At 68.4% G+C, this 21,462-nt stretch carries 24 protein-coding genes, 1 tRNA gene and 1 pseudogene; 12 read left to right on the plus strand and 14 right to left on the minus strand.

Translation table 11 applies throughout. From position 1 onward, the window contains the following. The first annotated feature begins 181 nt into the window (after positions 1 to 181). Together ACFVAV_RS07630 and ACFVAV_RS07635 are read left to right on the plus strand one after the other, a co-directional pair. Positions 182 to 508 (plus strand): hypothetical protein, encoded by a 327-nt coding sequence (locus tag ACFVAV_RS07630; RefSeq protein WP_379031549.1) that lies wholly within the window; start codon positions 182 to 184, stop codon positions 506 to 508. Between the two features lie 148 nt (positions 509 to 656). Further along, entirely contained in the window at positions 657 to 1,637 is a 981-nt protein-coding gene (locus ACFVAV_RS07635; protein ID WP_379031552.1) for a cation diffusion facilitator family transporter, read from the plus strand. Positions 1,638 to 2,143: 506 nt separating this feature from the next. On the opposite strand, the gene ACFVAV_RS07640 is transcribed toward ACFVAV_RS07635, so the two are convergent. Both ACFVAV_RS07640 and ACFVAV_RS07645 read right to left on the minus strand, forming a co-directional pair. Beyond that, the gene (locus ACFVAV_RS07640; protein ID WP_379031555.1) at positions 2,144 to 3,436 is read right to left on the minus strand and encodes a lipase family protein; all 1,293 of its coding nucleotides are present in this window, start codon (positions 3,434 to 3,436) and stop codon (positions 2,144 to 2,146) included. Next, positions 3,433 to 4,593, minus strand: a complete 1,161-nt coding sequence (locus tag ACFVAV_RS07645) for an esterase/lipase family protein (RefSeq protein ID WP_379031559.1) — start codon at positions 4,591 to 4,593, stop codon at positions 3,433 to 3,435. The genes ACFVAV_RS07640 and ACFVAV_RS07645 overlap by 4 nt, the downstream gene beginning before the upstream one ends. Before the next feature lie 192 nt (positions 4,594 to 4,785). On the opposite strand from ACFVAV_RS07645, the gene ACFVAV_RS07650 reads away from it, so the two are divergent. After that, a complete protein-coding gene (locus tag ACFVAV_RS07650; RefSeq protein ID WP_379031562.1) occupies positions 4,786 to 6,024 on the plus strand; it encodes a PucR family transcriptional regulator in 1,239 nt (412 codons plus the stop codon). Here ACFVAV_RS07650 and ACFVAV_RS07655 read toward each other — a convergent pair. After that, complete coding sequence (locus ACFVAV_RS07655) at positions 6,021 to 6,473, minus strand: MarR family winged helix-turn-helix transcriptional regulator (RefSeq protein WP_379031565.1); 453 nt, start codon at positions 6,471 to 6,473, stop codon at positions 6,021 to 6,023. The two genes, ACFVAV_RS07650 and ACFVAV_RS07655, sit on opposite strands and share 4 nt — an antisense overlap. A gap of 99 nt (positions 6,474 to 6,572) precedes the next feature. On the opposite strand from ACFVAV_RS07655, the gene ACFVAV_RS07660 reads away from it, so the two are divergent. Together ACFVAV_RS07660 and ACFVAV_RS07665 are read left to right on the plus strand one after the other, a co-directional pair. Further along, on the plus strand, positions 6,573 to 7,325 hold the full coding sequence (locus tag ACFVAV_RS07660) for a dioxygenase (RefSeq protein ID WP_379031840.1): 753 nt from the start codon (positions 6,573 to 6,575) through the stop codon (positions 7,323 to 7,325). Positions 7,326 to 7,350: 25 nt separating this feature from the next. Continuing rightward, positions 7,351 to 7,851, plus strand: coding sequence for a DoxX family protein (locus tag ACFVAV_RS07665; protein ID WP_379031567.1), 501 nt, complete (start codon positions 7,351 to 7,353; stop codon positions 7,849 to 7,851). 91 nt (positions 7,852 to 7,942) lie between these two features. On the opposite strand, the pseudogene ACFVAV_RS07670 reads toward ACFVAV_RS07665, so the two are convergent. The 3 genes and pseudogenes from ACFVAV_RS07670 to ACFVAV_RS07680 all read right to left on the minus strand — a co-directional run. Next, positions 7,943 to 8,269, minus strand: a pseudogene (locus ACFVAV_RS07670) (transglycosylase family protein); the annotation flags it as partial. Positions 8,270 to 8,635: 366 nt separating this feature from the next. Continuing rightward, on the minus strand, positions 8,636 to 9,340 hold the full coding sequence (locus tag ACFVAV_RS07675) for a flavodoxin family protein (protein WP_379031570.1): 705 nt from the start codon (positions 9,338 to 9,340) through the stop codon (positions 8,636 to 8,638). A gap of 125 nt (positions 9,341 to 9,465) precedes the next feature. After that, positions 9,466 to 10,116, minus strand: a complete 651-nt coding sequence (locus tag ACFVAV_RS07680) for an RNA polymerase sigma factor (protein WP_379031572.1) — start codon at positions 10,114 to 10,116, stop codon at positions 9,466 to 9,468. A gap of 94 nt (positions 10,117 to 10,210) precedes the next feature. Between ACFVAV_RS07680 and ACFVAV_RS07685 the strand changes: the two genes are divergently transcribed. Continuing rightward, entirely contained in the window at positions 10,211 to 10,735 is a 525-nt protein-coding gene (locus ACFVAV_RS07685) for a DM13 domain-containing protein (protein ID WP_379031574.1), read from the plus strand. Between the two features lie 8 nt (positions 10,736 to 10,743). On the opposite strand, the gene ACFVAV_RS07690 is transcribed toward ACFVAV_RS07685, so the two are convergent. Together ACFVAV_RS07690 and ACFVAV_RS07695 are read right to left on the minus strand one after the other, a co-directional pair. After that, positions 10,744 to 10,977, minus strand: coding sequence for an anti-sigma factor family protein (locus ACFVAV_RS07690; RefSeq protein ID WP_379031577.1), 234 nt, complete (start codon positions 10,975 to 10,977; stop codon positions 10,744 to 10,746). A 95-nt stretch (positions 10,978 to 11,072) separates the two neighbouring features. Beyond that, positions 11,073 to 11,705 (minus strand): response regulator, encoded by a 633-nt coding sequence (locus ACFVAV_RS07695; protein WP_379031580.1) that lies wholly within the window; start codon positions 11,703 to 11,705, stop codon positions 11,073 to 11,075. A gap of 82 nt (positions 11,706 to 11,787) precedes the next feature. On the opposite strand from ACFVAV_RS07695, the gene ACFVAV_RS07700 reads away from it, so the two are divergent. After that, positions 11,788 to 12,450, plus strand: a complete 663-nt coding sequence (locus ACFVAV_RS07700) for a hypothetical protein (protein WP_379031583.1) — start codon at positions 11,788 to 11,790, stop codon at positions 12,448 to 12,450. Between the two features lie 41 nt (positions 12,451 to 12,491). On the opposite strand, the gene ACFVAV_RS07705 is transcribed toward ACFVAV_RS07700, so the two are convergent. Beyond that, positions 12,492 to 13,661: a sensor histidine kinase gene (locus ACFVAV_RS07705; protein ID WP_379031586.1), complete on the minus strand. Its 1,170-nt coding sequence runs from the start codon at positions 13,659 to 13,661 to the stop codon at positions 12,492 to 12,494. A gap of 226 nt (positions 13,662 to 13,887) precedes the next feature. Between ACFVAV_RS07705 and ACFVAV_RS07710 the strand changes: the two genes are divergently transcribed. Beyond that, positions 13,888 to 14,448, plus strand: a complete 561-nt coding sequence (locus tag ACFVAV_RS07710) for a heme-binding protein (RefSeq protein WP_379031589.1) — start codon at positions 13,888 to 13,890, stop codon at positions 14,446 to 14,448. Between the two features lie 56 nt (positions 14,449 to 14,504). Here ACFVAV_RS07710 and ACFVAV_RS07715 read toward each other — a convergent pair whose 3' ends face one another. Further along, a complete protein-coding gene (locus tag ACFVAV_RS07715) occupies positions 14,505 to 14,882 on the minus strand; it encodes a hypothetical protein (RefSeq protein WP_379031592.1) in 378 nt (125 codons plus the stop codon). Between the two features lie 54 nt (positions 14,883 to 14,936). Beyond that, positions 14,937 to 15,893: a DNA polymerase domain-containing protein gene (locus tag ACFVAV_RS07720; RefSeq protein ID WP_379031595.1), complete on the minus strand. Its 957-nt coding sequence runs from the start codon at positions 15,891 to 15,893 to the stop codon at positions 14,937 to 14,939. 224 nt (positions 15,894 to 16,117) lie between these two features. Here ACFVAV_RS07720 and ACFVAV_RS07725 point away from each other — a divergent pair, with 224 nt between their 5' ends. Then, positions 16,118 to 17,119, plus strand: a complete 1,002-nt coding sequence (locus tag ACFVAV_RS07725) for an AraC family transcriptional regulator ligand-binding domain-containing protein (protein ID WP_379031598.1) — start codon at positions 16,118 to 16,120, stop codon at positions 17,117 to 17,119. Here the strand turns inward: ACFVAV_RS07725 and ACFVAV_RS07730 are convergent. The 3 genes from ACFVAV_RS07730 to ACFVAV_RS07740 form a co-directional block, all read right to left on the minus strand. After that, positions 17,109 to 17,300: a hypothetical protein gene (locus tag ACFVAV_RS07730; RefSeq protein ID WP_379031601.1), complete on the minus strand. Its 192-nt coding sequence runs from the start codon at positions 17,298 to 17,300 to the stop codon at positions 17,109 to 17,111. The genes ACFVAV_RS07725 and ACFVAV_RS07730 overlap by 11 nt on opposite strands. Before the next feature lie 126 nt (positions 17,301 to 17,426). Then, the gene (locus tag ACFVAV_RS07735) at positions 17,427 to 18,575 is read right to left on the minus strand and encodes a hemerythrin domain-containing protein (protein ID WP_379031604.1); all 1,149 of its coding nucleotides are present in this window, start codon (positions 18,573 to 18,575) and stop codon (positions 17,427 to 17,429) included. Beyond that, a complete protein-coding gene (locus tag ACFVAV_RS07740) occupies positions 18,541 to 19,209 on the minus strand; it encodes a TetR/AcrR family transcriptional regulator (RefSeq protein WP_379031607.1) in 669 nt (222 codons plus the stop codon). The genes ACFVAV_RS07735 and ACFVAV_RS07740 overlap by 35 nt, the downstream gene beginning before the upstream one ends. A gap of 163 nt (positions 19,210 to 19,372) precedes the next feature. On the opposite strand from ACFVAV_RS07740, the gene ACFVAV_RS07745 reads away from it, so the two are divergent. From ACFVAV_RS07745 to ACFVAV_RS07755, 3 genes are all read left to right on the plus strand, one after another. Then, a tRNA-Glu gene (locus ACFVAV_RS07745) sits at positions 19,373 to 19,445 on the plus strand. Positions 19,446 to 19,558: 113 nt separating this feature from the next. Continuing rightward, positions 19,559 to 20,164, plus strand: a complete 606-nt coding sequence (locus tag ACFVAV_RS07750) for a QsdR family transcriptional regulator (RefSeq protein ID WP_379031609.1) — start codon at positions 19,559 to 19,561, stop codon at positions 20,162 to 20,164. A 17-nt stretch (positions 20,165 to 20,181) separates the two neighbouring features. Then, complete coding sequence (locus ACFVAV_RS07755) at positions 20,182 to 21,327, plus strand: acyl-CoA dehydrogenase family protein (protein ID WP_379031612.1); 1,146 nt, start codon at positions 20,182 to 20,184, stop codon at positions 21,325 to 21,327. Positions 21,328 to 21,462: the final 135 nt, after the last annotated feature.

Raw genomic sequence — 21,462 nt, forward strand, 5'->3', positions numbered from 1 at the left:
GCGTTAAGCGACTCTTCAGAATCCTGCTGGCCTGCCACGCGACACTTTTGTCGCGAGCCCGGCCGGGGCCTGCTCCAGGAGGGGGGAGCAGGGCCGCCGGGCTCGCCCTTTTTCCGGCTTCCGTCCCCACTCTCGACACAACCCGCCCAGGCGACGACAATCGCGGCGAGGAGCGAGAACCGTGGACATCCATGCATATCCGACCGACGCGCAGACGCCGGTCGACCGGGCCGAGGCCGCCCGCATCGCGGCCGACCATCTGCCACCCCTGATTCCGGACACCGATCGCCACATCGTCGAATTCACCGGCGGTTTCGTGGTTTTCGCGGTGCGACCGCTGCACGCGCCGCCGGACCGGCCGCTGCCGGCCGGCGGTACGGTGCACGTCATCGACAAGGCGACCGGCGCGGTGTCGTTCTGGCCGACCTACCCCTGCGGGGTGATCGCCGCCCAGTACGCGACCGGCCGGGTGATCGTCGACGACGAGTGGCCGGACGAGGAGGCCTAGGCTGGATTCAGACCGGACGATCGCGCGCCCATAGCCTGATGACCAGCGACGATCACCTCCCGGAGCGCACGGATCAAGAACGAATTGCACACATAGCGATGTGTGCATATGATTGCGACCGATCGAACCGCAGGGAGAGGTGAACGTGATGGGCGCAGGACATGGACACGACCACGGCCACGGGGTGTCGGCCGACAGCGACAAGCGCTGGCTGGCCGGCGCGCTGGCGGTGATCGTCACCTTCCTGATCGGCGAGGTGATCGTCGGCGTCGTGGCCGATTCGCTGGCCCTGATCTCCGACGCGGCGCACATGACCACCGACGCCGCCTCCATCGCACTGGCGCTGGTGGCGATCCGGCTCGCGGCACGCCCGGCGACCGGCCGGATGACGTTCGGCTGGAAGCGGGTGGAGATCCTGTCGGCCCAGGCCAACGGGCTGACCCTGCTACTGCTGGCACTGTGGCTCGGCTACGAGGCGATCCGCAGGCTGTTCGAGCCACCGGAGGTGCACGGCACACTGGTGCTGGTCACCGCGCTGATCGGCATCGTGGTCAATGTGCTGGCGACCTGGATGATCAGCCGCGCCGACCGGACCAGCCTCAATATCGAGGGCGCCTACCAGCACATCCTCAACGACCTGTTCGCCTTCATCGCGACCGCGGCGGCGGGTCTGATCATCATCCTCACCGGCTGGGTGCAGGCCGACGTGGTCGCCACCCTGATCGTGGTCGCGCTGATGATCAAGGCGGGCATCGGACTGATCCGCGCGTCGAGCCGCATCTTCCTGGAAGCAGCCCCCGATTACCTCGACCCCGAGCAGGTCGGTCGCGACATGGCCGCACGCGACGGCGTGACCGAGGTGCACGACCTGCATATCTGGGAGATCACCTCCGGCCACCCCGCCCTGTCGGCGCACGTGCTCGTGCGGCCGGGGCACGACTGCCACGCGGTCCGCGAGGACATCGCGCACATGCTCGACCACGAGCACCACATCGAGCACGTCACTCTGCAGGTCGACCACGCCCGGCCGCAGGTCATCGGAATCGGCACCGGTGACGACGACAACCACTGCGGCGAGTCGCACGGCCCCAAGCACGTGTCGGCCGGGCACGCTCCACACACGCACTGATCCCCGCAGACGAGGGAAGGCCCCACACCTGGACAGGTGCGGGGCCTTCTCGTCGGTCACGCGTCGGGGCGGACCCGGTCGTTTCATCGACCTACGAGGCTTGATCAGCCGCCGAAGGAGCCGGTCCACAGGGTGTCGACCAGGCCGGTCAGGGCGGCGCCGAGGGTGTTGAAGAGGCCGTTCAGGGCGGCGCTACCGGTGTCGATGATAACGGGGATCATGGTAATTCCTCTGTTTCTCGCATAGGCCCAGCCGGAGCTGGCTTACAGAGGGCGTATCGACACCCGAACGCCGCGAGTTACGGAATTCCGGAATTCGTGACCGCCGTAACAATTTATTCCGTAAACCTATTACTACCTGCGGTTATGCCCAAATACCGCATCTTTCTGAGGGAAAAATAAGAACTCCGTGAGAGTCACGTTACGCCATCCGATAAGTCCGAATTTCCGATGCCCCGAGAAATAGGGGCACCGATCACGAAAAGATAGCGGGACATATGGTTCCACCTATTTCCCGGCGCCGCGGACCGGCCGGCCGCCCAGCATCAGGGCGACGAGACCGAGAAAGTCGAGGTGAGCGCGCACGGCCGCGGCGCTGCGGGCGACGGAGGTGACCGTGGCGGTACCCGACGTCGCCGGACGATCGGCGAAGCGATCGGCGAGCCAGGCGAGCACGACCGGGACCACGAGGAATTCCAGCGGCAGATGCGAGCCCCGGCGCACCCGCAGGTACTCGACGACCGCGCCGGCGGCACGGTAGCGCTGGACATGGGCGTCGATGTCGGCGACCGCGATCACCTCGTCGCGCACGCCCTGCACCACCAGCATCGGTGCCGCCGGGGCGCGGGTGCCGGGTTCGATGTCGGTGAGGATGCGGCGCAGCGCGGGCTCGGCCAGCAGCCCGGCCATGCCGCCGCGCAGATGCCGGGCGACGTCGCGGCGGGCGAAGCGCCACAGCAGGGCGAAGGTGGTGCGTTGTTCGGCTTCGCCGAGCAGGTCGCGGTAGCGGGCATCGAGGTGGTCGTGCAGGACCGGGTCGAGGTCCGGGTAGGCACGGCGCAGACCGGCGACGAAGGCCGCGGGGAACCCGGCGAACCAGCCACCGTTGAGACGGACGAACGCGGCGGCCGGATCACCGACCGGCGACCCGGCCGCAGCGCCGACGATGGTCAGCTCCGGCGCGTACTCGGCCGCCAGTTCCGCGGCCCACGCCGTAGCCAGACCGCCGCCCGAATATCCCCACAGGGCCACCGGAGTCGTCGGCGTGAGGCCGAGCGGGACGAAACCGAGCGCCGCCCTGATCCCGTCCAGCGCCCGGTACCCGGGCTCGCGCGCGGCGCCGAACCGGCCGCCCAGGCCTTCGTGATCGGGCACCGACACCGCCCAGCCCTGCCGCAACGCCATCGCGATGATCGGCAGCTCGAGCGGCGCGATGGAACCGGTGGTCTTCGCGCCGTGCCGCAGGGCGTAGGACGGAAAGCACTGGGGCGCCACGGCGTCGATGGCGCACTGGAAGGAGACCAGCGGACGCGGACGCGACGGATCGGCGCCCCACGGCAGCAGCACCGTGGTGACCGCCAGCTCGGCCTCGCCGTCGAGATCGCAGGTGCGGTACAGCAGCTGCCAGGCCGCGATCCGCTGCCGCACCAGCCCGAACAGGGCCAGGTCCACCGCGCGCGTCCGCACCACCGTCCCCGGCGCGAGCAGCTCGATGTCCGGCGGCGCGACGTAGAACGGGTCGTCGGGCGGTAGCAGCGGCGCGGTGCTCCAGACCGTCAGCGCCGGGGCATTGACGGTCATAGGCTGCCGCCGCCACCGAAGAACCAGGGGTTGAATGTACAAGCCAAGGTAGGACTGCCTTCCGGATCGAGGGCACGCAGCGCGATCGAGGTGGCGCGCGGCGAATACATCATGGTCAGGTGGTCGGAAACGTCCTGCTCACAGCCGTCCTGCAGGGCGATGTTGTCCACGGTCGCGTCCGGCCCGGCCCGCAGGAAGGCGAGGTCGAGGGGATTCATCACCTCGTCGTAGCGGGAACCGACCACGGTGTAGGCGACGCCGGGCACCGTGTCACCGGTGGCGTTGAGCGTGGTGTAGAACGGCGAGCCGACGGCTTGCTCGACATTGGAGGCGCCGATGATCGGCCGGTAGAAGCCGAGGATGTCGATGCCCGCGTTGTTGATCATGCGGCCGAGGGTGGCGAGGCCGAGCAGCGCGGTGCCGTGGTGGGTGGCGCCGAAGCTGACCAGTTTGCCGACCTTGCCCTGGCCGCCCTCGAACTTCAGGTAGTGATTGGCGACGGTGCCGCCCTGGGAGTGGCCGACGATATCGACCTGGTCGGACCCGGTGGCCGCGCGCACGCGGTCGATGAACGCGGCGACCTGGCGCGAGGAGTCGGCCATCGGGCCGACCCCGTAGCGGCCCGGCAGCACGGCGCCGAGTCCGCCGCCCTCGAGCAGCGCTGACTTGCCGAAGTTCAGGGTGAACACGCAGTACCCGGCCTTCGCCAGGCGCGGCGAGAGGTAGGAGAAGGTGTCGTAGGCGTTGAGCCAGGTGCCGTGCAGGAGCACGACCGGGCGCGGGTGCTGCGCGGTCGGCTTGCAGTCCCAGCGGTTGGCGCCGGGCGGCGCGGCATCGGGATGGAGCAGTCCGTAGGCGAAGGCGGGCAGGTAGGCCGACATCTCGGGGCCCTCGCCGACCGCGTCGGAGGAGCGGCTGCCCGCCGAGCCCGAGCTGCTGCCCGAGGCGCTGCCGGTGTCGGCGATGGCGGTGGGGCGGCGGCCGTCGGCGGCCGTGGTCATGGTGGCGTCCAGGTAGCCGGCCAGCGAGGCGATGGTCGGTTCCAGCGTGGGTTCCGCGGCGGCCGGGCCGGCCCCCAGAACCGTGGCCGCGGTCAGGCCCGCGGCGATGCCGAGTCCGCACAGGGTGCGGCGCAGGGGATGCGTCGTTGCAAACATTGAGGTCACTTCCGTCGAACCGCGCCGGCCAACGGTGGCTCGGACGCGCTCTGCGAATCTATGACCGGCGCCACACCGCTGTCACTGCACCGTGTACCGAGAAAAAGCGCCGGAGCTTGGCGCGGGAACCAAGTTCTGTAAGTTTTCGATGGGACTGCCCCTTTGCGCCCTGTCCTCGGACACAATCAGGTCATGCTCGCCGAACACCCCGTTTCCGCACCACCCGCTTTGACCGCTCGACTTCTGACGCGCTGGCCCCAGATCGCCGAGCGCATGCTCGCCGAAGGTCTCGGCGCCACCGCGCCCGCCGAACTGCCCCCCGGCCACTTCACCGCCGAGGTCCTGCCGACCATCTACGCGTGCGGACGGGCCGTACTCGAGGCGATCGCCGCCGAGCGGGAGTTCACCCAGGCCGAGGTGGCCGCGTTCGTCGCGCCCGTCGCCGAGCGGCACGCCGAGGACCGGCTGCCGCTGCCGATGCTGATCGGCGCGATCCACCGATCGGCGCAATCGGTGCTGGCCGAGGCGTCCGCGCTGGCCGAGCCGACGGAGATGGACGATCTGATCCTGGTCGGCAACAGGCTGCTCGACCTGCTACGCCATATCAATGTGACCGTGGTCGAGACCTACACCGAGGTCGAGCAGTCGATCTACCACGCCGAGCGCGAGGCCAGGCGGGAACTCTGTTCGGCGCTGGTACGCGGCCTGCCCGCCGAAGAACTCGCCGCGCGCGCCGACACCGTCCTGGCCGACCAGTACACGGTGCTCGCGATCCGCCTCAGCGAGCCCGCGCGCACCGGCAGCGCGGCCAACCTCGTGACCCGGCGCCGGATCCGGGTGCTGCAGCGCGCGCTGGACGAACTCACCGGCACCACCACCCCGGCCACCTTCGACGGCACGAACGGTATCGCGTTGCTGAGCAACAGTTCCGAGACCGATGTCCTCGACGCGCAGCGGTTCGACGACCTCGCAGGCCGGCTGGCCGAGCAGTTCGGGGTGACGGTGTATCTGGCCGAATTCTCCGGCGTCGGCCGCGACGGCATCCCGGCCGCGGCGAAGGACGCGACCGAACTCACCGAGCTGGCGCGGCTGCGCGGCAGACCCGGCGGCTGCTACCGCCTCGACGATCTGCTGCTCGAGTACCAGCTCACCCGGCCGGGCCCCGCGCGAGAACGCCTGGCGCAACGGGTGATTCCGCTGCTCGGCAGCCCGCACCTGGTCGAGGCATTGGAAGCGCACCTGCGCCACGGCGCCGACCGCAAGACGGCGTCACGGCGAATTCACGTGCACCCCAACACCTTCACCTACCGGCTGCGCCGGATCGCCGATCTCACCGGCCTCGACCCGGCCGATCCCACGGATTCCCGGATGCTGGCCGCCGCGCTCACCGTGCACCGGCTCGACTCGGCGCAGCGACCCGGCGAGGACTAGCGGGCCAGCCGGTCGGTGACGGCGCCGAGGCCGTCGGCGATCGCGGTGCGCTGCGCCGGATCGAGGACGTCGACGAACACCCGGCGCACGACCTCCACGTGCCCGGGGGCCACGGCCTCGAGTTTGGCGCGGCCGACTTCGGTCAGTACGGCGTTGATGCCGCGGACATCGGTGTCGTCGTCGACCCGGCGAACCAGGCCCGCCTGCTCCAGCTTGCCCACCTGGTAGGTGAGGCCGCTCTTGGAGGTGTAGAGGGCGGCGGCGAGGTCGGTCATCCGCATCGCCGACCCGGGCGCGGCGGCCAGCCGGACGAGTACCTCGTACTGGGTGTGCGTGAGTCCCTCGCCTTTCAGGTGCTGGTCGACCGCGCGGTCGACGAGCGCGCCCGCGGCGAGGAAGCCCACCCACGCCCGCATCTCCTCGGCATCGAGCCACCTGGGTTCTTCCATGCGGCAAACCCTAATCATCTCGGCGGAATAGCTGCGCATCGCATATTGTTCAAATTTGAACATGAGCAGTTCACCGATCCGAAGGAGCCGACCGTGACGATGCCGGTGCTCTACCTCTCCCACGGCGCCCCGCCGCTGATCGACCACGCCACCTGGCCCGCCGAGCTCGCGGCATGGTCGGCCGACTTGCCACGTCCGCGGGCGATCCTCATCGTCTCCGCGCACTGGGAATCGGCGCCGATCACCCTCGGCGCGACCACGACCGTGCCGCTGGTCTACGACTTCGGCGGTTTCGCCCCGCGCTACTACGACGTGCGCTACCCGGCGCCCGGTGCGCCCGAGCTCGCGGCGCGGGTGCGGGAGCTGCTCGGCGGCGCGGTCGCCGACGATCCCGAGCGCGGCCTCGACCACGGCGCCTACGTGCCGCTCACCCAGATGTACCCCGACGCCGACATTCCCGTCCTGCAACTATCGATCCCTACACTGGATCCGCAGGACCTGATGAAGTTCGGCCGGTTGCTGGCCCCGCTGCGTGCCGAGGGTGTGCTCATCATCGGCAGCGGGTTCTTCACCCACAACCTGCGTGCGCTGACCGCCGACGACCGGCACGTGCACTCGTTCACCGCCGAGTTCGACGACTGGGGCCGACGGGCGCTCGACGACCGCGACATCGACGCGCTGCTCGATTTCGAGCACACCGCCCCGGCGGCGCGGCTGGCCCATCCCCGCACCGAGCACTTCGCTCCACTGTTCTTCAGCCTCGGCGCCGGCGCCGACGACATCGACTCCCTGCGCACCGTCATCGACGGCTACTGGTTCGGGATGGCACGACGCTCGGTTCAGCTCGGCTGACCGGCAGCAACGGAAAGGATTCGCCATGACGACGACGACAACGACCACACCAACGGACGCCGGGCTCCTTGTCCTGCGCCTCGGCGTCGGCGCGACCATGTTCGCGCACGGCACCCAGAAACTGTTCGGCTGGTTCGACGGCGGCGGCCTGGCCGGCACCGAGAAGTTCTTCGCCGCGAAGGGCTATCCGATGGCCGACGCCTTCGCCGTGGTGGCCGGGCTGAGCGAGGCCCTCGGCGGCCTCGGCCTGATCCTCGGGCTGCTCACCCCGCTGGCCGCGGCGGCGATCCTCGGCACCATGCTCAACGCGATCGCGGTGAAATGGGGTGGCTTCTTCTCACCCAAAGGCGTCGAATACGAGGTGATCCTGGCGGTGGCCGCGACCAGCCTGGCCCTCACCGGCGCAGGCGGTTTCGCCCTCGACCGGTTCGTCCCCGGGCTGCGCAACTACAAGCTCAGCTACGGCTTGGCCGCTATTGCACTCGCGCTGATCACGGCGGGAATCGTGCTGCTCATCCGAAATTGAAAAACAACGAAAAAACCCGCTATTCGACGTGTGCATCGAATAGCGGGTAATTCGTTTCCCGACAAGGAAAGTCTGACTGCAGCGCGCTTTACAGGTAGGCGCTGCACACCGGCCAGGCGCCGGGACCCTGCGCGGCCAGCACGTTCTCGGCGACGCGGATCTGCTCCTCGCGGCTCGCCTGATCGGCGGTGCCTGCGCCACCGTAGGCGTCCCAGGTGCTCTGCGAGAACTGCAGGCCGCCGTAGTAGCCGTTACCGGTGTTGATGTTCCAGTTGCCCGTGCTCTCGCACTGTGCCACGGCGTCCCAGTTGTTCGCCGAAGCGGTAGCGGTGGTCAGACCGGCCGGAACGGCGATCAGCGCACCGGCGACAGCGGCGAAACCAAGGGCACGAGTGGTGAACTTGCGATTGAAAGACATAAGATTTTCCTGCCTGCGCCCACCGGCTCGGTGATGGAAACTACCGCGTCCCTGCCCCTCAGGAATGTCGGGGATCCTCGAATCGCGGGGCAGGCTTTCCGGTGTTCTGCGATTCGATTCGGCTCGGGTTGTTGTTCAAGCCGTAATCGAATGTAGCCGGAATGCGAGCTGAGATCACGCCTCGATCACGGAGGCGTCTGTAGCAGTCATTGCCCAAAGGAACAGTGTTCCCCGCAGGTCGACTGTGACAAATTCGTAATCACAATACTGTCGTTATACCCCCGTAATGTGACCGGGATCACCCGGTAATAGCGGCCCCGGTCACGTTTCGTTCCCGGCAATTCGGGCATAGCCGACCCGGCGAGATCAGCGATAGTCGGGGTTCTCGAAGCCGAATCGGCAGCCCGCGTCCCATGCCGAGCGCTGGTTGCCGTGCGCTGGGATGCCGTTCGCATCACGCAGCATCCTGGCCAGATGCAGGAGATTCCAGGTCATGAAGGTGGTGTTGCGGTTGGTGAAGTCGTTGTCCGGGCCGCCCGAACCCGGGTCGAGATAGGACGGACCCGGCCCGGCCTCGCCGATCCAGCCCGCGTCGGCCTGCGGCGGGATGGTGTAGCCCAGATGCTGCAGGCTGTAGAGGATGTTCATCGCGCAGTGCTTGACCCCGTCCTCGTTGCCGGTGATCACACAGCCGCCGACCTTGCCGTAATAGGCGTACTGACCTGCCGCGTTGAGCAGGTGCGAGTTGCCGTAGAGGCGTTCGATCACCCGCTTGGTAACCGAACTGTTGTCACCGAGCCAGATCGGTCCCGCGATCACCAGGATGTCGGCGGCCATCACCTGCTCCTGCAGGGCGGGCCACTCGTCGGTGGCCCAGCCGTGCTCGGTCATGTCCGGCCAGACGCCGGTGGCGATGTCGTGGTCGACCGCGCGAATGTGCGAGACGGCCACACCGTTCTCGGCCATGATGTGCGCACTGACGTCGATGAGGCCCTGCGTATTGCTCGGCTCGGGCGAGCGCTTGAGCGTGCAGTTGATGAACAGCGCCGACAGATCGTCATAGGTCGCCATGGTCGTTCGGCCTCCTCGGATGGATGACGCGACGACGGGCACGCCGCCCGCTGCACAACCCGTGACGTTACGACCGCGATGTCACGCCCGAGGGTGCAGCGGCAACACAGCACGATGTCGTGGGCTCAGCGGTGGGTGGTCCGCTCGAAGTACCGCTCGAGCCGGGCGCGCACCGTCGCCCTGGCGCGGTGCAGGATGACCCGCTGGTTGCCTGCGGAGATGTCGAGCAGCTCGCAGACCTCGTCGGCGGAGTAGCCATCGATATCGCGCAGGGTCAGTACCGTGCGGTGGCGTTCGGGCAGGTCGGCGACGGCGGCGGCGAGCTGCCGGGCCAGCTCGGCGCGCTCGGCGGCGTCCTCGGGCTCGGACCAGGGCTGCGGTTTCTGCCCGATCGCCCAGTGGCCCGGGTAGCGGTCACCGGGCGGCCGGAAGCGGCCGGGATCGACGGTGGGCCCCTCGTCCTCGGGCAGCAACGTGGCGAACGGGACGGTGCGATGCTCCTTGATCCCCCGCTTCTTGGCGGTGTTCACCAGGATCCGGTACACCCATGTCTTGAGCGAGGAACGTCCCTCGAACCGGTCGATGCCCTGCACGACCGCCAGCCATGCCTCCTGCACCACTTCCTCGGCGGAGGCGTCGGTGGAGACGAACGAGCGCGCCAGGCGCAGCATCGAGCCGGACCAGGCGTCGACGACCAGGGCGAACGTCGCGTCGACTCCGGTCCGCAGCTCGGCGACGAGCACGTCGTCCGCGGGCAGGGCGCCGTCGTGTCGCACAGGGTCTCCTCGCCGTCACAGCTCGCGTCGCTGGCAGCACAGTACCGCCGGGCGATCGTGTAACGCGCGGGATGGGTGCGGGAACGGAAGGCGCATGGGAGAGAAGGAGAAGACCATGTCGCAGCGTCGTACCCGCCGGACTGTCCTCGGTGTGCTGGCGGTCGGGCTCGTGGCCGCCGTGGCGGTCGGCCTGTACCTGTTCCAGCCGTGGCGGTTGTTCACGACGACGACCGTCGACGAAGCGCCGGTCTCGGCGGCAGGCGGTGCGCCGCTGTCGGTGATCGCGACCGGCGAGTTCCTCTCGCACGAGCACGACACGAGCGGTTCGGCGCAGGTGCAGCGCACACCGGAGGGCACCCTCGTGCTGCGGATCACCGATCTGCGCACCTCCGACGGGCCCGCCTTGCGGGTATGGCTCACCGATCAGCCGGTGATCGGCGACGACTGGCACAACTTCGACGACGGCACGTACGTCGACCTGGGTGTGCTCAAAGGCAACGAGGGCAACCAGAACTACGAACTGCCCGCCGGCACGGATCTGTCCACCATTCGGTCGGTGAGTATCTGGTGCGCCCGCTTCCATGTCTCGTTCGGGGCGGCCACGCTGACCCCCGCCTGAGCGCGGGTTCAGGCGGGGCGATGCCAGTCGCGGAACGCCGCGAGCAGGCTGGTGCGAGCCTCGCCGGACAGGTGCTCGGGCTCGAGACGGCCGAGGTCACGGGCGGTGCGGCGGATCTGGTCGAGGTAGACCTCGCAGCCGTCGCACTCGGCGATATGGGCGAGGAAGCGCAGCTCGGTCTCCCCGTCGAGCGCGCCGTCGAGGAAGCGGGTGACCAACTCGACGAATTCGTCGCAGTCCATGCGCACTGGCTCCTCTCGATCGCTCGGCCCAGCATAGCCAGGCATTCGCCGCACCCGTTCAGAGCCGGTTCGGCCCCGCAGCGTTACATCGCAGGTCAGGCGAGCAGCCGCCGCTCCGTCGCCACCGCGACGGCCGCCGCGCGGGTGTCGACGCCGAGCTTGTCGTAGATCCGGCCCAGGTGCGTCTTCACCGTGGCCTCGCTGATGTGCAGCGCGCGGGCGATCTCGCGATTGCCGAGACCCTGGGCGAGCTGGCCGAGGATGTCGCGTTCGCGGGCGGTGAGGGTGGGGCCGGGATTGCGCATCTTGGCCATCACCTTGGCGGCGACCGGCGCGGACAGCGCGGTCTGTCCGCTCGCCGCGGCGTGGATGGCGGCGAACAGTTCCTCGGGCCGTTCGGCCTTGAGCAGATAGCCGGTGGCGCCCGCCTCGATGGCCCGGGTGATGTCGGCGTCGGTGTCGTAGGTGGTGAGCACCAGGACATGCGGGGCGGGCGCGGGCTGTGCGGTGATCCGCCGGGTCGCCTCGACACCGTCCATCTCACTACCCAGCTGCAGGTCCATCAGCACCACATCGGGCCGCAGCCTCGCCGCGAGCGAGACCGCTGCCGGGCCGTCGGCCGCCTCACCGATCACTTCGATACCGGGCGCACTCAACAGCAGCGCGTGCAGTCCGGCGCGGACCACCGCGTGATCGTCGCAGATCAACAGGCGCACGGCGGGATTCACAAGTGCCGATGCTAGCGCGCACCCCTTCCTGGTACAGCGTTCCCTATTGCGCACAGTGTTCGGTACTCGTACAGTGTTCGACATGACGAACATCGTGCGAATCGAACAGGTCGAGCAGCGAGCGGACAGCGCGCCCGGCCCGATCGCCGCGTTCGCGCGTTTCGTGATCTGCGGCGGTGGTCTCGGGCTCGCGTCGAGCGTGGCGGTCGCGCAGCTGGCCGGGGTCGTGCCGTGGGCGGTCGCGAACGCGGTCGTCACGATCGCGTCGACGGTCCTCGGCACGGTGCTGCACGCGCTGATCACCTTCGGCGGGCACACGCTGCCGGGGTGGCGCGAGCACCTGCAGTCGGCCGGGTCGGCGGCGGCCGCCTACGCGGTGACGAGTGCGGCGATGTTCGTGCTGTTCACTGTGCAGGCGACGCCGGGCGTTCTCACCGCACAGATCGTCTATCTGTCGGCATCGGGACTGGCCGGGATCGCGCGATTCCTCGTGCTACGGATGGTTGTCTTCGCCGATGCGCGGACGCCCGCGGTCAGGCCGGTTGTCGTCACCGAAGCCCGAGCTCGCGCGAGCACACGGGACAACGTCGTCCGGAAACACGCGCCCGCACCGGTCGACGTCATCAACGCGCTGGGGTCGGCGCCGATGACGTCGCGCGCGGCTATGACACTGATCCCGGCCCCGGCAGTACTACCGCTCCCGGCTGTCTGGTCGCACCGGCAGCGGATGGCTGCTGCGGCATAGTCTGTGCAGAAATGGAGCGAGGAAGCCCGGTGTTGCGAGAGTCAACCCGTGGCGAGCGGGATGGCAACCGACAGCACCGTGCCGTCCCCCGGCGCCGATTCGATCGCGCAGGTGCCGCCCAGCTGACGCACCCGTGCCCGGATCGCGGGCAGCCCGTGGCCTCGATGCTCGGCCGGATCATCCAGGTCGTCTGGATCGAAGCCACGCCCGTCGTCGGCCACATCTAGGACGATCTGGTCGTCGAGGCTGGTCAGCGTGATGGTCGAGGTGGTCGCCGCCGCGTGCTCGCGCACATTGGCGAGCGCGCCCTGCGCGACGCGCAGCAGCGTCGCCTCCACCCGCTGGGGCAGCCAACACGGTGTCCCTTCCAGGTGACAGCGCACCGTGAGCGTGTCGGTGGTCTCCCGAGCGGCGAGCGCGGTGAGCGCGGCGGCGAGCGAACCACCGGCGGCCAGGTCGGCAGGCGCGAGGTCGTGGACGAAGCGACGAGCCTCGGTGAGATCACGTTCGGCGATCTCGGCGGCCGAGCGCAGATGGGTGCGGGCCAGGCCGGGATCGGTGTCCCACACCAGGTCGGCGGCCTGCAACAGCATGCGCTGGCTCGACAGCCCCTGGGCGAGCGTGTCGTGGATTTCCATGGCGAGGCGTTCGCGCTCGGCGAGCGTGCCTTCGCGACGTTCGGTCTCGGCCAGTTCCTGCCTGGTGCGCACGAGGTCGTCGATGAGCGCGGCCTGCTGCTCGGTCTGGCGGCGCATGCCGACGAACAGCACCGTCGTCACCGCGGCGACCGCGGGCGGGGCGAGCACCAGATTCGGATCGAGCCACCCGGCTATGCGCACCTGACTGACCACCACCAGCGCCGTGAGAGCACAGACCAACGTCACCGCGACCCGCACCGACAGAATCCGTAATCCGGTGTACACGAACGGAACCGCGCACCAGGCGAAGCTCGGTGCCAGCACGACGAGCACCGCCCAGGTCGCCACCAGCAGGGCAAACCACACCACCCGATACGAATGCCGCAGCTCGCTCATCGCGTACAAGACGGCGAGCAGCACGGCGAGCGCGACGACCAGCGGCGTCGAGCGGGTCTCGCTGTGCCGGATCAGCCAGCGCATGAGGGATGCGGCGAGCAGCACGTAGAACGCGCTGTACACGATGACGGTGAGCAGCCGCGTATCGTCGTTCTGGTCGCCGAGTGTGCTCCTCACCGGTACCTCCCGTCCGTGTGCGCGCTGCCCGTTCGGGCAAACTCCCCCATTCTCCCCCGCTGTCCGGGTGCCACGGGTCAACCGATCGGTTGACCCCGATGTCGCCCGATCCGGCCGGGGAAGTACAGCCACTTCGTCGATTCGCGGGACGTGCCGGGCGAACAGGATGGATATCAACAGGCCGCGGCACACCGCCAGCAGGCCGAGGATCCGATCAGGAGCAGCCATGACCGCCAAGTCCAGCACCCGCAACCGCCTCATCATCGCCGGCGCCACCGCCGGTGTCGTCGCTGCCGGCGTGGTCGGCGTCGTGACCGTTCAGGCACAGGACCAAGACCCCGCCACCCGCACTCCGGTCGTGGCCAATGCCGCCGACGCCAACCTGACCCAGAGCACCCACCTGTCGATCGCCGCCGCCACCAAGGCCGCGCAGACCGCCCTCGACGCGGCGGCCAAGGAGAATCAGCGGGTCAGCGTCGCGGTCGTCGACCGCAACGGCAATGTCATCGTGACCCTGCGCGGCGACGGCGCGGGCCCCCAGTCCTACGACGCCGCCCAGCAGAAGGCCTTCACCGCCGTCTCCTGGAACGCCCCCACCACCGAGCTGGCCAAGCGCCTCGAGTCCGCCCCGCACCTGGCCGATATCGACGGCACCCTGTTCCTCGGCGGCGGCGCCCCCGTCAAGGCCAACGGCGCCCCGATCGCGGGCATCGGCGTGGCCGGCGCCCCCAGCGGCGACCTGGACGAGAAGTTCGCCCAGGCCGGCGTCGCCTCCCTCGGCAAGTAGTCACCACGCGAACGGCCCGATGACCCCCGGCCGGTCATCGGGCCGTCGGCGTCTGCTCACCGGCCCTGCCAGCGTCCCCAATCCCGTTGAGCATGCGGCGCAGCAGAGTCGACACCCCAGATGCGGACCTCGAATCGGTACTCACCGGGCGCAGGTTCGAGGATGCCTTCCACTGCGCGCACCCCAGGTGTCAGTGCGCGCACCGGGCGCAGCCCGAGGGCAGTGCCCCATTGATCGACCACCCGAGCCGGGTGCTGCGAAAGGTGGCTACCGGCCTGACCTTCGACAGACAGCACCGCCTCCATATCCTCGTCGCTCGTCACCGACGGCGCGACAAACCAATTCAACGGCAGCAACCCGCGTGCTCGGCCGAGTTCGTTGAGATGAACGGCGACAGCAGCTTCGATCGCCGTACTCAGCTGAGACAAATTCATGACACAGATATAGCGCGCCGACTCCGACTCCGCACCGCGTGCGGCCGGCGCACCCTATTCGGTGGCGCGCCGCGCCCGAGCCCGGCGCTTCCCCTCATGCATCGCCTGCACCCGGGCGATCGGAATGGTGTGCCCCTCGGCGACCAGGTCGGCCGGAAGCGCTTGCGGTACGGGCATTTCCGTCAGCCAGGGGTCGGTGTCACCGAGCAGGTTCGGCACACTGCGCAGGGTGAAATCAGCCGGGGCGACATCGTCGATATCGTTCCAGCGCAACGGGAACGACACCGGGACGCCGGGGCGGATGCGCGGGCTGTAGGCCGCGATGACTGTGGCCCCGCCTGCCCGGGTGGAATCGAGGAAGACCTTGCCGTGGCGGTCTTCCTTGATGAACGCGGTGGTGCCGACGGACGGATCGATCCGTTCGGCGCGCGCCGCGATCGCGCGGGTCGCGGCGGCCGCGTCCTCGATCGCGATGCCCGGCTCCACCGGCACGAACACGTGTAATCCCTTGGCGCCGCTGGTTTTCACCGCACCGTCGAGGCCGTCGGCGGTAAGCGCGGCCCGGATCAGGTGGGCGCCCGCCGCGGCGTCACGGAAGGTCTGTCCCGGCGAGGGATCGAGATCGAGCACCAGATGCGTCGGCCCGGCGCTGTGGTCGACCGGCAACAACGTCGGGTGGTACTCCACCGCACGCTGGTTGCCGAACCACAGCAGCGTCCGCTCGTCGTTGCCGAGGGCGTAGGTGACCTCCCGATGCGAACTCTCCGCCCACACCGTCACCCGCGGCACCCACTCCGGCGTGTACTTCGGCAGATTCTTCTGCATGAACGGCTCTTGCCCCGGCCGCACCCGCACCACCGACAGCGGCCGGTCCCGCAGCACCCGCACCAGTCGCTCCCCGGCGAACTCGAGGTAGTCGACCAGATCCCGCTTGGTCGCCTCGGCGCCGTCGAACAGCGGCTGATCGAGATTGGACATCTCGACCCCGCCCCGCACTTCCTTACCGGCCATCGCCCCACCCTCCCCCGGCTACCCGGGCAGGTCAACCACCGGCTGACGACCCGGGTGGTCGCCATCGCGCCGGTCAGCGCCGCGAGCAGCGCGGGAAGTCGTCGCGCGAATCAGCCTTTCGCTTTCGCCGTAGTTCGGTCTACGCAATGATGGACCCGCCTTCGAAAATGCATAGCGTCGCCGCGACCGGTCCGCGGATCGGCATGCTGCCACGAGGAGACGTGATGACTACCGACCAGAGTTTGCTGCACCGTTTCGTCATCTCCCAGCTCGATGCTGCCGGGCTGGATCGTGCGCAGCTGATTCGGGAGGCCGGGATCCCGGATTGGTCGATGACCGGTGACGACGTGCATCTACCCAGCACGGTGTTCTCCCGGCTGTGGGAGATCGGCGAACATCACCTCGGCCCGGACGTCGCCCTGCAGGTCGCCCGTCGCTACCAGCTGTCCAGCCTGGGCCTGTACGACTATCTGTTCGCCTCCGCGCCGACGCTGGGCGCCGGGCTGGCCACCTGCGGACCCCACATCACCGCGGTCACCACCAATCACCGGTTCGACCTGGTCGCCGAGACCGAGAACGAGTCCACCCTCTACCTCGAGATGCTCGATGGCGATGGCCGCGGAAGGGATCACACCCAACTGTGGGGACTGTCGGCCGTCCTGAGCCGCGCCCGCCGGGTCGTCGACGATCCGTTGAACCCCGTGCGCGTCTCGCTGCGCCAGGCCGCTCCCCCGCACGGTGACGGCTTCCGCGCCGTATTCGGTCCCGCCACAGTGGAATTCGATGCCCCCACCGATTCGATCACCTTCCGCGCCGAGGACCTGGATCTGCCCCTGACCACCGCCGATCCGGTACTGGCCGCAGTCCTGCGGCCGCTGGCCGAGGCGCTGCCACCCCCGCCGACCCTCGCCTCGGCCTGGCCCGAACGGGTGGCCGACGCGGTGGACAAGGCCATCGAGGCCGGGGAGGTCTCGCTGAACAGTGTCGCCCGGATCCTCACCACCAGCCCTCGGACCCTGCAGCGACGGCTGACCGAGGCGGGCACGACCTGGCGGGCCGAACTGGATCGGGCTCGCAGCGCCCGGTTGTCGCGAGCTGTCTCCAGTGAGTCGCTGAGCGGCACCAGACAGGCCGAACTCCTCGGCTACTCCGATGCGGGCTCGGTGCGCCGGGCGGCCCGGCGCTGGTCGGCGGGTTCCCCTCCGGCCCGGAGCCTCACGTCCTGAGATAGGTCGAGGCGATCCGCCAGAAGGTTTCCCGCTCCATCAAGTGGAAGTCCCACCCTTCGGTGATGTCCCGGAACGCAGCGACGATCCCGGGTACGTCGAAGTCGTCCCGGGTTGCGGTTCCCTTCGCCTCCAGCGCGGAAATCACATAGGCGGTGGCACTCTCCCTCGTAACCGACACCGCATGCTCCCCTCGTTCGCACACTGACCACACGAACCGTAAGTCTCGAATTCCCCCGGGGCAGCGACAAGAACAGAATGCGCCAATCTCATGCCGAACGCGCCAACATTGGGTCGTAGTAACCGATCACAGGGTCGACGCCGCTTCCGCGAGACGGGCCAGCCGGGTGAGGTCACCGTGCAAGGCGTTTCGCCGGTCGTGGTGCGCGGGGGTGGACAGCCATACAAGACGGTCGAACCAGATCGGCATCGCGAGCACACGGTAGGTCTGCACGATGCGGGTGCCGGACTCGGTGGGTTCGAGGGTGTAGCGCCATTCGGTGCGGTCGCCGAAAATGCTGCCGTGGGTGGTCCACGCCATTTCGCGTGGTGCCTGCAGGACGGTGATCGTGCAGGTACGGCTCCACCGCATGACGCCGGACTTGCTGTCGCCGGTGAATCGCGCGCCCACCGCCGCGCCGGTGGCGCCGTCGAGCCATCGCGCACGACGGCATTCGTGGCTCCATTCCCCGATCCGGGTGACGTCGGTGAGGATGTTCCACACGGCTCGCGGTGCGGCCGAGGTCATGACCTCCTGACGACCGCCCAATGATGTTTTCAGCGAGGTGAATTCGCGGGTGCGCCACCGGCGGAAGGCTTGCCGCCGGTATCGATGGACCATGAAGTGGAGAATGATCCATCGCGGGATCGGGGGGACCACTTCGGTGATCGCCTGACGGTCCGCGCCGTCGAGGCCGTCGAGGATGAACAATCCCTGGTCGGACAACTCCAGCGGGCCGAGCGGTTTCACGTTGTACTCGTTGCTCAACCAGCGCCATTCGGCGTCGCTGATCGTGTCCGAGACGATCGGCATCATCTCGTTCTCCTCGCGTTCGAGGTGCGGAAACAGCAGCACCCGCAACTCGTCCAGCGCCACCAGCACCTCTTCGCGCGCGTCCGCGGAGGTCTTGTAGGCGGCGGCCGCCGACGTCAGCGCCGCGATCGCGGGCAGGATGGATCGGTGATCGGCATCCATCGGATCCAGCAGTGGCCGTGCGGCGAGGTTGCGGGCGCGAACGAGCGGGTACAGGTGCTCGTCCTCGGATTCGTGATGATGGTGCAGGAAATTCATCAGCCAGCCGAGATGGTCGGCCACCGCGCGGCGTTGCTCGTCGAACGGGTACGGCCATTCGGCCAGGACTGTTCTGGCGCGGGTGAGGTCACGTCGCATCGCGGTATGCACGATGCCCATGACCCGGGTGTCAGCGGGGCCGGTCGGGTCGATGTCGGTGGTCATGATCGCGCTCCTCGTGGAGGTCGAGCAGCCGTATCACCATGGCGGCCGCCCAGTCCTGATACTGCTCGTGTGTCCATCCGGATCGGTCGGTCAGCAACAGGTACATCTCGTTGCTGAAGATGCCTTGGATCCCGTCTGCTTCGATCTCGGTCAGCGGCCGTCCCGCCGCCGCCGACACCAGCGCAGTCCGGGAAATGCGTTCGTCCTGGCGGCATTTCGTGTCGAGCTCACGCAGCTCGGCATGGCCTTCGGCCGCGATGTCGAGTGCGCGGCGCAGATGGGCGGTGCGCCGGTAGATCGATGCGGCCACCGCGGCGAGTTCGGCCGCACGCTCGGCGAGTGGCCTGCCGCTCTCGATGTCGAACCAGGGACGGTCGGCCAGCGACAGCATCGCGTCGTCGCCGACGACCGCTTGGTCGAGGACGGCCTTCAGCAAGGCCGCCTTGTTGCCGATCCTCGAGTAGATCGTCTCCACCGAGCACCCCGCCGCCTGCGCGATGTCACGCATCGAGGTGCTCTCCCACCCGCGTTCGACGAAGAACCGGCCCGCCACCTCGAACACCGCCTGGCGGGTTCGCGCCGCCATGTCCTGGCGTAGCGAAGAGTCGTATCGGCGAGAAGCAGCAGCACTCACCCACCCATTCTGGAACGCACCTGTATTGAATACAAGCATGTTTGCCAGCGCTAACATCCCCGGCCTACCCGAGGAAAAAGGCGGTCACCAGCCGTTTTGGTCGATTGCCCGGTCGTCGGCTATCGTATGTTCCGCGCGGTTCACGCAGGTGAACTGTGGTTCTGGCCCCGTCGTCTAGCGGCCTAGGACGCCGCCCTCTCAAGGCGGTAGCGCGGGTTCAAATCCCGTCGGGGCTACAACGAACTCCCCGGTCATCGCGACCGGGGAGTTTTTTTGTGCCCTCCATGCGACATATTGACAGATGTTGCATCCCCCATACACTGAGGGAGATGTTGCACCAGGAGGTGACGTGACCGAGCAGACAACACTGGGACAGCGCCTGGCGGACATCGCCGCCCGCCCCGACGTGATCACCGCGTTCAAGGCAGCGCGATCCGGATTCCTGGCGGGCCGCAGGCTGGAGATGAAGGAACTCGCCGACGAGCTCGGCGTCAACCGGGCCACCCTGTTCCGCTGGGTCGGCGGCCGCGACGAGCTGCTGGCCGAGGTGATCTGGTCGGTGGCCGAACCGACCCTGCGCCGCGCCGCCGCGGTCGCGCCAGGACACGGTGCGCGCCGGATCGCCACGGTCCTCGGCGATTTCGCCCAGGCCGTCAACACCTCCGACGCCTTCCGCCAATTCCTGCGCCGCGAACCCGAACGCGCGCTGCGACTGCTCACCACGAGGGCAGGCTCGGTGCAGCGGCGCTTCGTCGCGGTCATCGCCGAACTGCTCACCGAGGAGATCTCGGCGGGCGCGCTCGATCCGCCGCTGCCGGTGCCGGAACTGGCGCTGCTGCTGGCGCGGATCACCGAGACCTTCATCTACGCCGATGTCATCAGCGGCGAGGAACCCGACGCGGCCAAGGTCATCCAGGCGTCGCTGGTTCTGCTGGGCGAACGGCCCGAGCAGTAGAACACGAAAGGAACCCCATGCAGCGCACCATCTACACCGAGGACCACGAGGCCTTCCGCGCGTCGGTCGCCGAATTCGTCAAGCGCTCGATCGAGCCCAACGCCGAACGGTTCGCCGACGAGCGCGCGATCGACCGGGAGACCTGGCTGGCCGCAGGCGAACTCGGCTACCTCGGGCTGGGTGTGCCGGAGGAGTTCGGCGGCAGCGACGCCGGCGACTACCGGTTCAACGCGGTGCTCGGCGAGGAACTCGCCAAAGCCGGTGCGGCACTGTCGTCCTCGTTCGGCATCCACTACGACGTGTGCGCGCCCTACCTGGTGGAGCTGACCACCGACGAGCAGAAGCGGCGCTGGCTGCCCAAGTTCTGCACCGGCGAGATCATCACCGCCATCGGCATGACCGAGCCCTCCGGCGGCTCGGACCTGGCCGCGCTCAAGACCACCGCGGTCCGCGACGGCGACGACTGGATCATCAACGGCTCGAAGACGTTCATCACCAACGGTTTCAACGCCGATCTGGTGATCGTCGCCGCCCGCACCAGCCCGGAGAAGAAGGCCAAGGGCATCACACTGTTCGCGGTGGAGAACGGCATGGACGGCTTCACCCGCGGCCGCAAGCTCGACAAGGTGGGCCAGCCCGAATCCGACACCGCCGAACTGTTCTTCGACAATGTCCGGGTGCCCGACGCCAACCGGATCGGCGAGGTCGACCGCGGCTTCATCGCGATGATGGAGCGGCTGCCGCAGGAACGCATCGGCGCCGCGATCTCCAATATCGCCCACGCCGCGGCGATTCTGGACGAGACCCTCGCCTACGCCAAGGAGCGCAAGGCGTTCGGGCAGCAGATCGGCAGCTTCCAGTACAACAAATTCCTCTTCGCCGAGCTGGTCACGAAAATCGAAGTGACGCAGGCGTTCGTCGATCAGGGTGTGGCCGCGCACGCCGAGGGCACGCTCTCCGCGGTCGACGCCGCGAAGGCGAAGTGGTGGTCGGCGCAGATCCAGAACGACGTACTCGACGCCTGTGTGCAGCTGCACGGCGGCTACGGGTACATGCGCGAGTACCGGGTCGCGCGGGCCTGGATGGACGCCAGGGTCACCAAGATCTGGGCGGGCTCCAACGAGATCATGAAAGAGCTCATCGGCCGCGATCTGGGCCTGTAGGAACGTAGGAGCGTCGGGGCCCCCGCCCCAAACAACCCCCCGGCCCCCCCCCGCCCAGAGAGGTTTAATCAAAAAACGCCCCCAAAAATAAAACATAACACACCCCCGGCTAGCACCAGACGGAGAGGCCGCAGC

It is taken from the genome of Nocardia sp. NPDC057663, from assembly GCF_042799895.1.
GTDB lineage: Bacteria > Actinomycetota > Actinomycetes > Mycobacteriales > Mycobacteriaceae > Nocardia.